This window comes from Chishuiella sp. (genome assembly GCF_032109125.1).
Taxonomy (GTDB): Bacteria; Bacteroidota; Bacteroidia; order Flavobacteriales; family Weeksellaceae; genus Empedobacter.
This window is the reverse complement of the sequence record NZ_DAMCLZ010000012.1, coordinates 49,863-64,459: the sequence shown is the minus strand read 5'-3', so window position 1 is coordinate 64,459 and position 14,597 is coordinate 49,863. Positions and strand designations below refer to the sequence as shown.

Genomic DNA, 14,597 nt, shown 5'->3' with positions numbered 1-14,597 from the left:
ACTTACAATATCAAAATTTTATATATTATTTTCTACTTATTTGTGAAAGTATCGTTGGATCCTGTATTTGATTATCTTTTGCTAATAATAAAACTTTAGATAAGACCTCTGCAGATTTAGGATCATCATCAGCAAAAGGTAAAAATAATCTTCCTCTATGCTGTGAATGAACAGGAAGTATAGATAAATATTTTCCAGGAACTTGATGTACAACCGCACTTCCTAGATGCACACTATAATCTGCCATTTCACCTTTGATTAAAACATGCGAGCCTTCAATTTTTATGTTATCAATTTTAAATAATCTAGCTGTTTCCTTCATTAAGACAGAACGCATTTCAATAGATGAATGACTAGCTTCTGGATCTACATCTCCTACATGAGCAACTGAAACTACCAAATCTATATCTCGCATTACTTCAGAAAATATTCTTGGATTAATGTCCGTAAAAGGAATATTTTTATAATCTTTTAAAGAATGAAATTCAATTGTCTCAAGCGTTGGACTTTCTACATCTGCAGGAGAAAACCAATCTGCCATTGCATACAATTTTACTTGAAAACCTTCTTTATGATAAACTTTTTGTAGTCCTTCTTCGTAATCTACTTTCCAACCTCTTGTCTTTAATAATGCTAAAGTTTGTTTTGTTTGAATTTGATGTCCTGCATATCTACGAGATATTGATTTTTCTTGTAATTCATCAGGTGTAGGAACATATAACTCTCTAAAAACTTGTTTAAATGGTTGAATTAATTTTTCTTTAAAACAATAGTGTTGAAAATCACTCCAAACCGATTGATCATGTAAATCGACACAATGAGCTATTCTTACTGTATTATTTTCATCTAATTCATATATTTCACCATTTGCATCAACTAAATTTCCATTTCGAAAAAATCCTATTTTATTATTAGATATAAAGACTAATTTTTCTAAATGTTTTACAATAATTGGATGCTCAAAAAGATTCTTCATTTCAGCATAAAGAAACTCATCACCTCTTATCATTGCTTCTTCTAATCCTTTACGAGAACGAGTCCACTGCTCTCGCATTATTTTTCTAGTAGTAGTTAAATCAATAATACTTTTATCTTTTTTAATTTTTGGAGGAATAGATTTTAGTTGTTTATCATCTCGAAAAACTACTAATTCAGCCTTACCATTGTCATCTATAATTAAGCCTACAGTAACTCCATCAATTGTGATTTGAGTTTCCTTAGATAAAATATCCTGAATCTGTCTCGTTTCCATTGCCCAAGTTAATCGAATTGGATCTGGATAACCAGCATTCCTAGCTAAATTTTCTAAAGCAACACGAATTGCCAAAGCCTCGCTCGTTTGTTTCATTGAACCAAACTGTTTGCTTTCTTTCTTAAACTGCTGAATGTATTCATATCTATTCAAGACATCTTTTTGTGGATTAGCTTTACTTAGAGGTACTAATCCATAAACACGAAGATAATCCTGATCTCTTTTTTCTTTTACTCTTGTAGAAACTTCTTTTATTTTTAAATTTCCTGATAATGTATCTGAATATAATCTTGCTCTACGATGACCATTACCATCTGAAATATATTTAGCAGAATCATATAACATTTCCCATCGTGTTTTACCAAGCTCTTTATACGCTTTTGCAAACCAATCCTTATCTACAGCTCCATCCTGAAAATCTTGAATATCAACTGAAGAATACTTTGCTACTTCACTTTCTAATCCAGAATCTTTAACCTGATAAGAACTTGTTTTAGTATGTGCATGCATCCACCAAATAGCAGAATCTAAGCCTTTCCAACCTAAATAATCACTAATAAATTTTTGCCATTGTGGAGCATATACAGCAGCTTGAATAAGACGAAGTTCTGTTATTTTTTCTTTTTTAACAATCCTATTAAATTCTTCCTGAGTGTCTGTTTCTAGAGGATAACAATTGGATAATAGAAAAGAAAACAGTTTTTGTTTAGTCATATTATCTCCATTATAGCTATAAATATAATTGGCATATAACTTAACCTTGCCTAAGCCTTTTAAAATTTGTACAAATCGTTTAGTTCCGTATATAGATTGAAATTCTTGTACAAAATGAGAAACAGAAGTATTCGCATCACCACGTATTAATTCTATATCTAAAAATTTGTCTCTAATCTCATTAATTATTGGTCTAAGAAAAGAAAACGTATCGATATTTTTTTCATTATTATTATACGATTTAATTGTTGTTAACTCTCTTATATTTCCTTGCTTTGTTAAAATACCTTCATATAGTTCATCCTTTGTAATAATTTTTAATTCGTAAGCTCTAGAAAATAAATACAGATTAGGAACAGTGTGTTTTATATTTTCTTCTAATCCATTAAATTGCATCCATCTATACAAATTCCAAACTTTTATAAACTGCTCATCATTTAATTCTTTTAATGGAATTGCATTTAAAAAGACATTAAAAAATCCTTCTCTTTGCCAACCATTTCCTTCGTCTCGACTATAGTAATAATCTTCCTGTTTTCCTTTATAATTAATTATATCATTTGGAAGGTGGACAAATAAATTACTACAAGCATCAATTAAAAAATCGATATATTCTTCAAATACAAATTTATAGTTTAATGAAGTTAAAATTTTTCGAATAGGATTATTCCAATAATAACCATTTGTAATAGGATTAGGAATAAAACTTTTATTATAAAATACATAATCTTCTAAAACATCTCTAAACTTTTTACGATCACAACTATCTGCAAATGTCAATAAAAATAAATCTATCGATTGTAAGTTAGAATCCTTATACCATTTTTCCCAAATTTCATACAAAGGATAATTCTCAGCTAATTGTTGTCCTAAAAAACCTTCAGTATTTCTTTTAATCTGTGAAAAATCGTTCCCCAATAATACTTTTATCATAGATCCATTCCAGTCTTCTGCCTCATATTCGTGGTCTTTATTTTCTAAAAATAAATCATTTAACTTCGTTAATTCCTCTTTTATATGAGAGATAGGTTGAGTAAAACCGTACTTATCCTTCTTTGTAGATTTTTTATAAAATGAATCTGTATTAACTTCTGGTAATTTATATTCTGAAATAATAGTTGGCTTATAAAATCCAAATCCATTTTGTACAGAAAGAAGCTCTTTATCTTCAGAAGAATTTAACTGATCTAACAGAATTTGCTCTCTATCAGAAATCCTTGATCTCTCTGAATAGTTTTGAAGCCATTGATTTATTTGACTTGAAATTCTTTTTTCTTTTTCAAGTTGAATTATAATATCTAAAGAAGCTGTTCTTTGTTCTATATCTCCTTTTGTGATTAATTCATCAACCAATGATGTTAATACACTATCTTCTTGTTTTACTACTAACTCAATTAATTTTTTTCTAAGATTTCCATTTTTTCTCTTAAATAAATCATAGAAAGACATTACCTCCTCTTTATTTAATGGATCTTGTTGTAAAACATTAATTGCAGAAGTAACCAATGTTTCTCCTCTATCTTTAATAATTTTAAACGCAAATTCTTTTTGAAAAGGAGTTACATCTTTTTTATTTTTTTTAGGTGAGTATGAATAATGGTATAAATCTCCTAAAATATTTCTTGTTAAATTTTCTCTTAAAGTCAAATCAAATTGTTCAAAATAAGAAAGAACCAAATCTAATTTTTCAGTATTCTCACCAACTAACCAAAACATAGATGCATATAAATCACTCTTTTTAAAAATTGTGTCAAGCCAAGAGAAAACTTTTCCTTCAAATTTCTTTTCTTTAATATCAATTTTTTGAGTTAATTCATGAAGCCTTTCAAACAAATCAGGATAATCTTGATTATCTATGTAAAACTTTGATTTTGTGTTTGCATTTAGCAGATTTGATATAGCACTTCCTGTAAATGATAAAACTTGTATATCTCCATTAATTATTGCTTTATAATATAATGGCATTTGGATATAAGGATCTTGAGTTTCTATTGCAAATTTTATTGCAAGACATTTTTTTTCAATACTTCCTTTGTCAAGAAGCTGATGTAAATAAGGAACTGTTTTTTCTACATCTAAAACACCTTGAACCCAAAGAGCCATATAAACTTCGTTATTATTCTTACTTTTTACAGCTTTAGAAATTTCTTCGGGATTGGTAAAATATTCATTTGCTAATGAGACAATATTTTTGACTACAGCTTCTTTTTCTGCCAACCAACCGAGACCTGTCCATGTATCTACAGCGCGTAAAACAGATGAGAAACGAGTTAATTTATTCTCTATAATTACATTAATCATATATTGCAACGCCTCTACACTACTCTCGTCCAAAGATTCAAAAATAGTTTGTCTAAGACCTTCTTGACGTTGTGCTGCGAGTAAAAGTTTTTCTACAAGTTCCCAACAGTATTGCTGTTTACTATTAAGTAATGCTTTTATAATATTTCTTGATACTTTACCTTCTTGATGTTTATTATAAATTATGTCTTCTAATAATTGATAAATTTTTGTATTTCCTGTATCTATAGCCGCAGACCAAATATAAAATTGACTAGGATTATTTGATAGCTGAGTATCATATATAATTTGTTCTTCTAAAGAAAGATTATAGAAATAATTCCCCGAATTATAAGAATAATAACTAGATAGTTTAAGTAAATGCCTTATTAAATTTACTTGATTAAGAACTATAAAATTTTCGTTATTTGGAGCTCGAAAAGAACGACGTTCATATCCCGATTGATACATTTTATAAGGCATTTTTTCCCATGCATATTTTACTAAATGTGCATTATCTCCAAAACAGTATATTAATAAGTCGTAATAGTTTTTATCCTCCCAAATATTATTTTTTATATGTTCCTTGACTTTTTCAAATTCGGAAGATCCTAATGATATTTCATTATAATAATTATCAGGACCAAGTAATAATAAACCTAATTCAGCAACTTCTTTTTTTAGTTTAGGTTTTGAGAAAAGTTTTGCTACAAATCCTTTTTCAACAAATTCTTTTAAATCCTTTTTTAAATTTTTATAATAATCGACAACTATTTTCGATTTTAATTTTTCACTTATTTCCATTGTTTTTTTATTCTATCATAAATTAATATTACCAATAACTTCCTGCTAAAAAAGTAAGCCTAATAAAAGTAAAAGAATGTGCTGTATTTAAACTTATAATTTGTACAAGTTGCTCCAACTGTTCATCATCATAAAACACCGCAAAAATACCATCTTCAAAAGCTTGTATTGCATTTTTTTGTGCCTTATCTAAATCAGCTTTTTTTTCATTATAAATACTATTAAAACCTACTTTCCCTGTATCTGTTAGAATATTAAGGTAATTATTTTGAGGTTCTTTTTTATAATCCTCATCTTCCAATTCAAATGACTTATTATTAAATTTTTCTACTTGTTCTTTTACAAATAGCTTTAATAAAGTTTCGACTGAAATAGTATTTTCATGATAATCAATTTCTATTTTTTTTTCAGCAAGAATAGGGTATTTTTTTCCTAATTGTTTAACACTAACCTTTATTTCCATAATTATATTCTATCAAAAAAAACACATTTTAAATATAATCGATTTCAATTCATTCAAAAAAAATAGTCAGTAGAAATTCTACTGACTATTTTTTTTATGATAAATTAATTTTACTATTAACTTGTTTTATTTGCTTTTTCTCCTGTTTCTTTTAATAAAAATGTTAAAACAATTGCTATTATAATCCCTATAATCCAAAACCATATTGCGTTATGATAGTGACCTAATTTGTCAGTTATAGATGTTAAATCATTACCATACATTGATGCAAACAATGGAGCTGAAAGAGATGTAACTCCAAACGTAATAAAATTTTGAACTCCTGTAGAAGAGCCCTTTACATTGTCTGGATTTGCTTCTTTTATTACAGAATAAGGAATCATTGCTACACCAGAAAATATCCCAAATAAAAAGAAAGTAAGTTTTGCATTAAATAAATCAGGTAAATAAACTAATTGTAATAAAGAAATAATCATTCCCAAACAACCTAAAATAATAACAGGTTTTCTTAATCCTAATTTATCTGATAACATTCCCATTAGCGGGCAACCTACTACCCAACCTAATGCTGCCATAGATGCTGTTATTGCTGCTTCGTGAGCTTCGTAACCTAAATCCATTTTAAAGAATTTAACTGCCCAAGTCATTGCAAAAACTGTAGTTGGAGCAAATAAAAGTCCTGAAATTAACCCTGTTAACCAAGAATCCTTATTTTTAAATATAACTTTAAAAGGTTCAATATATGAAGCTTTTTCATTACCTAATGTTTCTTCACTTGTTGGTTTAGGAATCATTAATAACATTGCAATTGCAGGAATAATACATAAAATTCCAGATACAACCCAAAATGTTTTATAATCCATAAAGGAATCTAATAAAGGCGATACTAAAAATTGTCCTGCTGCCCCTCCAAGCATACCTACACATTGTGTAAAACCAATTGCTGTAGCTAAGAATTTTTTAGAAAATCCTTTTGAAGCTAAATACACACAACCTGGAAAAGCAAACGCACTACCTGCCCCTTGTAATAATCTACCTACTTCTCCAACAAATTGAGAAGAAACAACGAAAATAATACAACCAATACCTAGTATAAAACAACCTGCAAACATTGAATTTTTAGCACCAAACTTATCTAAACATACACCTGCGATAAGAGCACAAATTGCATATGTATAGTAATATGACCCTACTAATGACACTAAGTTTTCTTCAGAGATTGAATAATTATTAGCCAAATCCGTCAACATTAATGATGGCGCCGACCTGGTTACATAATCAATAAAATAAAAAATTAAGCCTAATACCCAGGCAATTATAAATAGATTTTTGCTGGTTTGAGTTACTGATACTGTTGAATTTTTCACTTATAAGTCTTTCAAATGTTTATAATTAGATTTTATTGTCTCCATAACTTCATCCATTTTACCTCCTAGCATCAATTTTGCCATTGATTTTGTCATTCCTACCATTTGGTCTAAACCAATTTTTGGTGGCATAGCTAATGCATTTGGATTTGTAAAAATATTTAGAAGATAAGGACCATTGTACGCAAATGCTCTACCTATTGCATCTGGCACTTGTTCAGGATTTCGAACTTCTTCACTTTCTATTCCCATTGCTTTTCCTACGAGAGCAAAATCTGGGTTCACCATATCTGTTTCGTTATCAGGTAAACCTGACACTTCCATTTCAAGTTTCACCATTCCTAAAGCTCTATTATTAAAAACAATTATTTTTATTGGTAAATTATATTGTTTTATTGTTGCTAAATCACCTAGTAACATAGATAAACCTCCATCACCACACATTGCTACAATCTGTCTTTCAGGATAAGTAAACTGAGCTCCTATTGCTTGAGGCATTGCATTCGCCATAGAACCATGATTAAAAGAACCTAACATTTTACGTTCTCCTGTCCCTGTAATATATCGAGCTCCCCAAACACAGCACATACCTGTATCAACAGTGAAAATAGCATCTTTATTCGCCAATTCATCTAAAATATATGCAACATATTCTGGTTGAATTGCATTTTCTTTTCCTTTATCAAGCACATAAGTCATTTTATTTTCAATGACTTTTTTATATAAATCTAATTGACTATCAAGAAAATCACGATTTTCTTTTATATTAACTAAAGGTATTAAAGCAGATAAAGTATCTTTAGCATTACCTATTAAACCTAAATCTATTTTTGCACGTCGACCTAATTTAGAACCTTCTGAGTCAATTTGAATTATTTTTTTATCAGTTGGAATAAAATCTTTATAAGGAAAATCAGTTCCTACCAAAATAATTAAATCTGATTTATGCATTGCATGATATGCTGAAGGTTGACCTAAAAGACCAGTCATACCAACTTCATTTGGATTATTAGGCTGAATACTCATCTTTCCTTTGAAGGAATAACCTACTGGAGCATTTATTTTTTTTGAAAACTCAACAACTTCTTTGTTTGCATCAGAAGCTCCAATTCCACAAAATAATGTCACTCGTTGAGCGTCATTAATTAATTTAACTGCTTCGTCTAATTCACCTTGATTTGGAGTAATTACAGGCTCATTAAAAAAGAAGCTATTGGTTAGTACATTATCTACAGCTTCCATCTCAGCTATATCACCAGGAAGACCAATAACTGCTACATCCTTTTTTGAAATAGCATGTTGAATGGCTGTTTGTACCATCCTTGAAACTTGTTCTGGACGAGTCACAACTTGATTAAAGCAACTACAGTCTTCAAATAATTTAATTGTATTAGTTTCTTGAAAATAATCAGTCCCAAATTCTGTTGTAGGTAATGTTGATGCTATAACTAAAAGAGGAGTTCTTGTTTTATGTGCTTCATAAACACCATTGATTAAATGAACATGACCAGGGCCAGAACTACCAGCACAACATGCTATACCTTCAAGTTCAGATTCTGCAGTTGCTGCAAATGCACCAACCTCTTCATGACGTACATGAACCCAATCAACTTTTTTGCTCTCTTTTACTGCAATATTAAAAAAGTTTAAACTATCACCAGTGACAGCATAAACCCTTTTTATACTTGCTTTTTCTAAAAGCTCTACAATTTGTTTTGAAACATTTTTTCCCATAACATAAGTTTTATATTGTTAGTACTACAATATAAAAAATAATTAAAAAACTGAGGGCAAAGTTATGTTAAATATTACATTATTGATGCTAATATTATCATAAAATAGAAGTAAGGAAATAAAAAAGCCTGTTCAAAGAAAACAGGCTTAAAATTAACACATGAGGACAAAATTTACTCTACTAAATTTTATACACTTTAATATAAACAATTTCTATGCCAAAAGATACTTTATATTTTTTAATCATTAATTTACTGAAAAACAAACAATAGTATTGTCAGTATAAAAATAGTTTATATATTTGCATCCCATTTTTGAGAATATATAAATATCTCAAAAATAAGCTAGAGAGATTAATGAGGAACGCTATTAAATATACATTTACATTTGTTGTTTTTTTTATGTACAACATTACTGTTTTTGGTAACAATAATGATTCTGTATATATAACTAATAATACTAAAATATTTATAGTAGAGGGTACAAAAACGAATTTTTTAGATAAAGCTGTAAAAAAAACTTCTACAGAAAAAGTAACTGAAAAGAAAAGTAATCATAAAAAAAACTTTTCTAAAATAAAGAAAAAAGTAGAAATTGTCAAGCAAATCCAAAAACAACTAAAACCATCTTTTAAAATCTTTATTTCTAAAAATAATTCATCTAGTTCAATCTCCGTTTTACAATCCAGAAATAATGTAGCTATAGAAATTACTTCTAGCAAAAAAATTAAATCTAATTTAAAAAAAATCGATATAATCGGATACAATGAATTATTTAAATTTATTGTTTACAAAGAATCAATACACTTTTTGTATCAAGAAAAATATATAGATAAATTTGATATTAAACATAATTTTTCTCGTCCGCCACCTTTTAATATCTAAATATACCTTACCACCAATTACTACTATATGACATTTTCAAAAATATAATATAGTAAAAATAACAATGAACAATTTTAAAACATTAGTAACCTTAGTCTTGACAACTTTGGTTATGACTGTAAACGCCCAAACTTCAAGGATATTATTTCAGGAAAATTTCGGAGTACCTCCTACAAGTTTAACTAAACCAACTGATAATTCAGCTGTTAGAAAAGTATTTCCTTTAATGGGGACTGATTATAATACCTTTATTTTTGCAGACCCAAACGCAAAAAATATTGGTAATCACAATTATTCTGAAGCAAAAGCTATTGAAAATAATTTTTATGCAGTAGTAGGACCTAAATATATTTACAAATCTATAGGTCTTGACTACCCTTTACCATCAGATTATTATGATGTATGGCCTAACATTATTAAATTAGGAGATGCAACTGTAGGACAAAGCGGTAACGGAGGTGCATTAATAATTAATGCAGGAACAACATTTGCAAATATTGTTGTGGGGAATTCAATACTTACTTCAGGAAAATATTATAAATTAACTTATAAATTATTTGTTGAAAACGGAACTGTAAAAATAAATCACAGAGTAATTTCACCCTCAGGAAATACAACTGTTGCCTTAAAGGAAAGTCCTTCTTTTGGCAATGGTTTTAATAATTGGCAAGAACAAACATACTGGTTTTATTTAGCTAGCAATTCATGTGATCAACAGAATTTTTCTTTTGCTATGCAAAGCGCTATTGCTGCAGATAGAGGTAATGATTTTGCTATAGATGATATATTAGTTGAAGAATATGATGCTCTACCATCTGGCGTAAACGTAAATACAGCAACTCAAATACAATGTAATATTGCTGAACCTACAGCAAATGACGATGAAAATTTAGAAAATACTAAAGGAAAATCTGTTACATTAAACATTTTTAATAATGATTTACTATCTGATGGAAAAACAAAACCAACATCTACTAATTCATCTTTCAAACCTCTAGTTCCAATTGGATCTTCAATTGGTTTAAGATACTATGATGCCGCCCCATACGTAATAACAGTTCCGAATGAAGGAACATGGACTATAAATATAGATTCAGGTAATTATGGTAGTACTACATTTGTACCTTTAAGTAGTTTTACAGGAAATCCTACACCTATATATTATAGACTAACTGATAACTCAAGTAATGGTAGTTCTAATGCAGGGAAAATATCTATTACATATAAAGGAAATCTTGTAGCAAATTCTGATAATGTTACAGGAATAAAAGGAAATCCATTAAAAATTGATGTATTAAAAAATGATTTAGGAACAGATGGTAAAGCAGAAAATGTAAATAATGTAAAATCAATTACATTAATAAATCCAACAAACCTTTTAGAAACAAGTGGACCATTAACAATAGAAGGAGAAGGTATTTGGACTATTGACTCAACAAATAAACAATTAATATTTACACCAAACTCTGATTTTACTGGTATAGCTACTTCTGTAGAGTACTTTTTTACTGATAATAGTGGAAATAAATCGAACAAAGAAAAAGTTTATGTAACTATAGATGAAAATTCTATTCCTGAAAATCCATGTACGGAAAACATTAACGGAAGTACATTTTCTATGAACTATCCAAACGGTTCAAAACCAAAAGGAACAATTGTTTCTCACACATTTAATATGCCTGCAGCAGATTATGGTTTTCAGTTTGACATATATGAATTAGATAATTCTTTCAATCTTCAGATTAACGGGACTAAGTTAGCTGAAAATGAAATACAATTTCAAGGAACTCAAGGTTTAGTTCAAAATATAAGATTTAAAAGCGATGGAGCTAAATGGGGAGATGGAAATGTCCCTGCAATCTATACTCTTTATAGCAACAAAACATCAGTTAGCACAACAAAAGCTACTAATGCAAGCTCTACTCCTATTATTCGTGTAATTATTGATGGAGATGGTAATATAAAAATATACGGAAAAAGAACATCTACATCAATAATTTTAGAAGAGCTAGAGATTTTTAATAACACATTCAACACAATTAGTTGGTATAGCGACAAAGAAAATGAAATTATAGCAACACAACTTGTTGATAGAGCAACTATTATGGATGGATACGGATCTGGATTAAAAGTTGTTCCATGTACATGTACAAAAGAACCTAATACAGAAATTGCTGATTCATTTACAAATATTGGAGTTTCTACAAAATCTAAAAAATTAAACAATTGGCCTACTACAATTCCTAATGGTTTTATTGCATTAGAATCATCTCAAAAGGGCTTTGTTATTACAAGAGTTACAAGTTCTTCTAAAATAACAGAACCTAAACCAGGAATGGTTATTTATGACAAGACTGACCTTTGTGTAAAATTATACAACGGAACTAACTGGAATTGTATCAAAAAAACTTGTAATAATTAAAAAGAAAATATGAAAAAAATAATATATAGCACTCTATTAATAAGTTCATTCTCTATCTCCTATGGTCAAGTATCAATAGGCAAAGAAAAATCAGAAGGAGCTAGTACTATTTTCGATTTCAATAATGTAAAAAATACAAATGGAATCATATTACCAGCTGTAACAACAACACCTGCTGATTTAGATGCTACAAATAATGGAGGTACATTTATTTTTGATCAAACAGATTCAAAAGTAAAAATGTATGAAAATGGTTCTTGGATTGATTTATCTGATTCTGGAGATAGTTCTTCTATTTCTAATATGAATTTAAACAACACTTCTAATGAAATTGGAACAGGAGTTATCATTGGTGCAGATTCTAGTAATGCTAAAGGCGTTTTAGTCTTAGAGTCAGAAGATAAAGCTATGGTTTTACCATATATTGATATGCCTGAAAAAAATGTAAAAAGTCCTTTTCCAGGAATGATATGTTATGATTCAACACGAAATTCAATTGCTATATTTGATGGAAAAGTTTGGAATTATTGGAAATAATTTTTTCTAATTAATACAATTTATAAAAGAGGTTTGAAATTAATTTTTAAACCTCTTTTTTATGATTTTTATTCTATTTTACCTTTATTCTTTAATCTTAATTATTTAAGATTTTTTACTTTATTAAAACTACCTTATATTAGTCGATAAAATTAATATCACCTTAGAACAATCAATTGTTATGAGTTCGTACGAATATTACAATTTTCCGATTCAATTAATAGAAGGTTTTTTAGACGATACTAAAAAAGTTTTAATTAATATATCACATTATTGTATTTATAGAGTTTTCATAGATAACTTCGAAAAATATTCTGGATCATTTACTGGATACCAGAAAGCATGTGAAGACTTTGGAATTGAATTTAAAAATGTTGCTGCTTCTTATCAAAGTGGGAAAGAATTATATGATTCTACTGTAAACAAAAGTCCAATGGTAGGAATGACTTCTGAAATGTATTGGGATTATATGAATAATGAAAAGACAGAATTTGAAAAAGTACTTTTATTAGGAGATTTAGCTTTTAAAAGTATTTTAGGAACTAAATCATATATTAAATTAGATAACAAATATTGGTTCAGTAGAATGGATGGTTCTATTAAATCAATAACTAAAGATGAATTATCTCCTAAAATACAACGATATTTGAATGAATATCAAACTAAAAAAATAAAAAATCAATTAATTGCTAATTGGGGATTATCATCGTATTCTAGATACAATAGAGGTTTTTATATTAGTTATAAAATGACATTAGATGATTTAGCCTATCATGCTGAAAAAATCCGAAAATCAACTCAAGATAAAAAAATTAAGAATGATGTAAAATCTGCTCATGAAAAAGCAATGGAAAGATTAGCAAAAGAAAACTCTTAATCACAAAAAATATGTAATAAATAAAAACCATTAGAAATTTAATCTAATGGTTTTTATTTATTAAAAATTAATTCCATAAGTATTCTTAATCTCTGCCATAACAAAAGAACTATGTGTACTTCCTATACTTTCTAAGCCTCCTAATTTATTAAATACAAAATCTTGATAATGTTTCATATCTAAAACTTGAACTTTCAAAATAAAATCATATTCTCCAGATATATTATAACATTCTACAACTTCATCAATCAACATAATATCTTCCACCAGTTTATTCCCTATATTTCTATCATGTTGTTTTAATTTTATATTACAAAAAACAATAAAACCTTTATTTAACTTTTCTGCATCAAGAACTGCTCTATAATTCTTTATATAACCTTGCTGTTCTAATCTTTTTATCCTTTCAAATACTGGAGATGGAGAAAGATTCACCATTTCAGCAATTTTTTTAACAGTTAATTTAGAATCCTTTTGTAAAACCCTCAGTAGTTCTAAATCTATATTATCTAATGTATCCATTTAAAAAATCTATTTTTTATACCTATCCAAAAGTAATAATATTTTTTTTTAACAAAAAAATGAATATTTAAAACACTATATAATAAATAGATATACTTTATTTTTATTTTTTTTAAAAAAAACAATAAAAAACATTTGGTAAAACAACAAACATTACCTTATATTTGCAATCCAAAATAGGCGGTGCCTTAGCTCAGTTGGTAGAGCAAAGGACTGAAAATCCTTGTGTCCCTGGTTCGATTCCTGGAGGCACCACTGCTAAAAAACCTCAAACAAAATGTTTGAGGTTTTTTTATTTAAAATAAAATCACAATTTATTAATTGAATATACGTTATCACAATAATGTAAATATTCAGTAATTTGCAATAAATATGGAAATAGGAAATAAACCTTGGGGTTCTTACTATGTATTAGAAGATACTGATATATATAAACTAAAGAGAATTGAAGTTAATGTTGGAGGAAGATTATCTTACCAATATCATGAACATCGTGCAGAAGTTTGGACAATAGTTCAAAGTGAAGCTCTAGTTACTCTTGAAGGAGAAGATATTAAATTTAAAGCTGGTGAGGTTGTTCAAATCCCTCTAAACGCAAAACATCGTATTCAAAATATAGGTACTGAAACATTAATTTTTATTGAAGTTCAATATGGTACGTATTTTGGAGAAGATGATATCATTCGAATTGAAGATGATTACAATCGTAATAGTAACGATTAAAAATCCTAAAATACTAAA

The 14,597-nt window shown here is 28.2% G+C and carries 10 protein-coding genes and 1 tRNA gene; 6 read left to right on the top strand and 5 right to left on the bottom strand.

The window, feature by feature from the left end:
- Window positions 1–25 precede the first annotated feature (25 nt).
- The 4 genes from RT575_RS12260 to RT575_RS12245 all read right to left on the bottom strand — a co-directional run bounded on the left by RT575_RS12260 (window position 26) and on the right by RT575_RS12245 (window position 8,614).
- On the bottom strand, window positions 26–5,050 hold the full coding sequence (locus tag RT575_RS12260) for a DUF4132 domain-containing protein (RefSeq protein ID WP_313581219.1): 5,025 nt from the start codon (window positions 5,048–5,050) through the stop codon (window positions 26–28).
- 28 nt (window positions 5,051–5,078) lie between these two features.
- Window positions 5,079–5,513, bottom strand: coding sequence for a hypothetical protein (locus RT575_RS12255; RefSeq protein ID WP_313581217.1), 435 nt, complete (start codon window positions 5,511–5,513; stop codon window positions 5,079–5,081).
- A gap of 116 nt (window positions 5,514–5,629) precedes the next feature.
- The gene (locus RT575_RS12250; RefSeq protein ID WP_313581215.1) at window positions 5,630–6,880 is read right to left on the bottom strand and encodes an MFS transporter; all 1,251 of its coding nucleotides are present in this window, start codon (window positions 6,878–6,880) and stop codon (window positions 5,630–5,632) included.
- The gene (locus RT575_RS12245; protein WP_313385062.1) at window positions 6,881–8,614 is read right to left on the bottom strand and encodes a thiamine pyrophosphate-dependent enzyme; all 1,734 of its coding nucleotides are present in this window, start codon (window positions 8,612–8,614) and stop codon (window positions 6,881–6,883) included.
- 356 nt (window positions 8,615–8,970) lie between these two features.
- Between RT575_RS12245 and RT575_RS12240 the strand changes: the two genes are divergently transcribed.
- The 4 genes from RT575_RS12240 (at window position 8,971) to RT575_RS12225 (ending at window position 13,334) form a co-directional block, all read left to right on the top strand.
- Entirely contained in the window at window positions 8,971–9,498 is a 528-nt protein-coding gene (locus tag RT575_RS12240) for a hypothetical protein (protein ID WP_313581213.1), read from the top strand.
- Window positions 9,499–9,562: 64 nt separating this feature from the next.
- Window positions 9,563–11,920 (top strand): Ig-like domain-containing protein, encoded by a 2,358-nt coding sequence (locus RT575_RS12235; RefSeq protein WP_313581211.1) that lies wholly within the window; start codon window positions 9,563–9,565, stop codon window positions 11,918–11,920.
- Between the two features lie 9 nt (window positions 11,921–11,929).
- Entirely contained in the window at window positions 11,930–12,457 is a 528-nt protein-coding gene (locus RT575_RS12230; RefSeq protein WP_313581209.1) for a hypothetical protein, read from the top strand.
- Between the two features lie 181 nt (window positions 12,458–12,638).
- A complete protein-coding gene (locus RT575_RS12225; RefSeq protein WP_313581207.1) occupies window positions 12,639–13,334 on the top strand; it encodes a hypothetical protein in 696 nt (231 codons plus the stop codon).
- A 60-nt stretch (window positions 13,335–13,394) separates the two neighbouring features.
- Here RT575_RS12225 and RT575_RS12220 read toward each other — a convergent pair whose 3' ends face one another.
- Window positions 13,395–13,856 carry an Lrp/AsnC family transcriptional regulator gene (locus RT575_RS12220; RefSeq protein WP_313385055.1) on the bottom strand — a complete coding sequence of 154 codons (462 nt, stop codon included), beginning with the start codon at window positions 13,854–13,856 and terminating at the stop codon, window positions 13,395–13,397.
- A 182-nt stretch (window positions 13,857–14,038) separates the two neighbouring features.
- Here RT575_RS12220 and RT575_RS12215 point away from each other — a divergent pair.
- A tRNA-Phe gene (locus RT575_RS12215) sits at window positions 14,039–14,111 on the top strand.
- Window positions 14,112–14,228: 117 nt separating this feature from the next.
- Window positions 14,229–14,579, top strand: a complete 351-nt coding sequence (locus RT575_RS12210; protein WP_313581205.1) for a phosphomannose isomerase type II C-terminal cupin domain — start codon at window positions 14,229–14,231, stop codon at window positions 14,577–14,579.
- Window positions 14,580–14,597: the final 18 nt, after the last annotated feature.

What these genes read in the sequence shown, in the direction of transcription:
- RT575_RS12260 (WP_313581219.1), bottom strand. Translation starts at nt 5,050, where the DNA reads ATGGAAATAAGTGAAAAATTAAAATCGAAAATAGTTGTCGATTATTAT.
- RT575_RS12255 (WP_313581217.1), bottom strand. Translation starts at nt 5,513, where the DNA reads ATGGAAATAAAGGTTAGTGTTAAACAATTAGGAAAAAAATACCCTATT.
- RT575_RS12245 (WP_313385062.1), bottom strand. Translation starts at nt 8,614, where the DNA reads ATGGGAAAAAATGTTTCAAAACAAATTGTAGAGCTTTTAGAAAAAGCA.
- RT575_RS12240 (WP_313581213.1), top strand. Translation starts at nt 8,971, where the DNA reads ATGAGGAACGCTATTAAATATACATTTACATTTGTTGTTTTTTTTATG.
- RT575_RS12235 (WP_313581211.1), top strand. Translation starts at nt 9,563, where the DNA reads ATGAACAATTTTAAAACATTAGTAACCTTAGTCTTGACAACTTTGGTT.
- RT575_RS12230 (WP_313581209.1), top strand. Translation starts at nt 11,930, where the DNA reads ATGAAAAAAATAATATATAGCACTCTATTAATAAGTTCATTCTCTATC.
- RT575_RS12225 (WP_313581207.1), top strand. Translation starts at nt 12,639, where the DNA reads ATGAGTTCGTACGAATATTACAATTTTCCGATTCAATTAATAGAAGGT.
- RT575_RS12220 (WP_313385055.1), bottom strand. Translation starts at nt 13,856, where the DNA reads ATGGATACATTAGATAATATAGATTTAGAACTACTGAGGGTTTTACAA.
- RT575_RS12210 (WP_313581205.1), top strand. Translation starts at nt 14,229, where the DNA reads ATGGAAATAGGAAATAAACCTTGGGGTTCTTACTATGTATTAGAAGAT.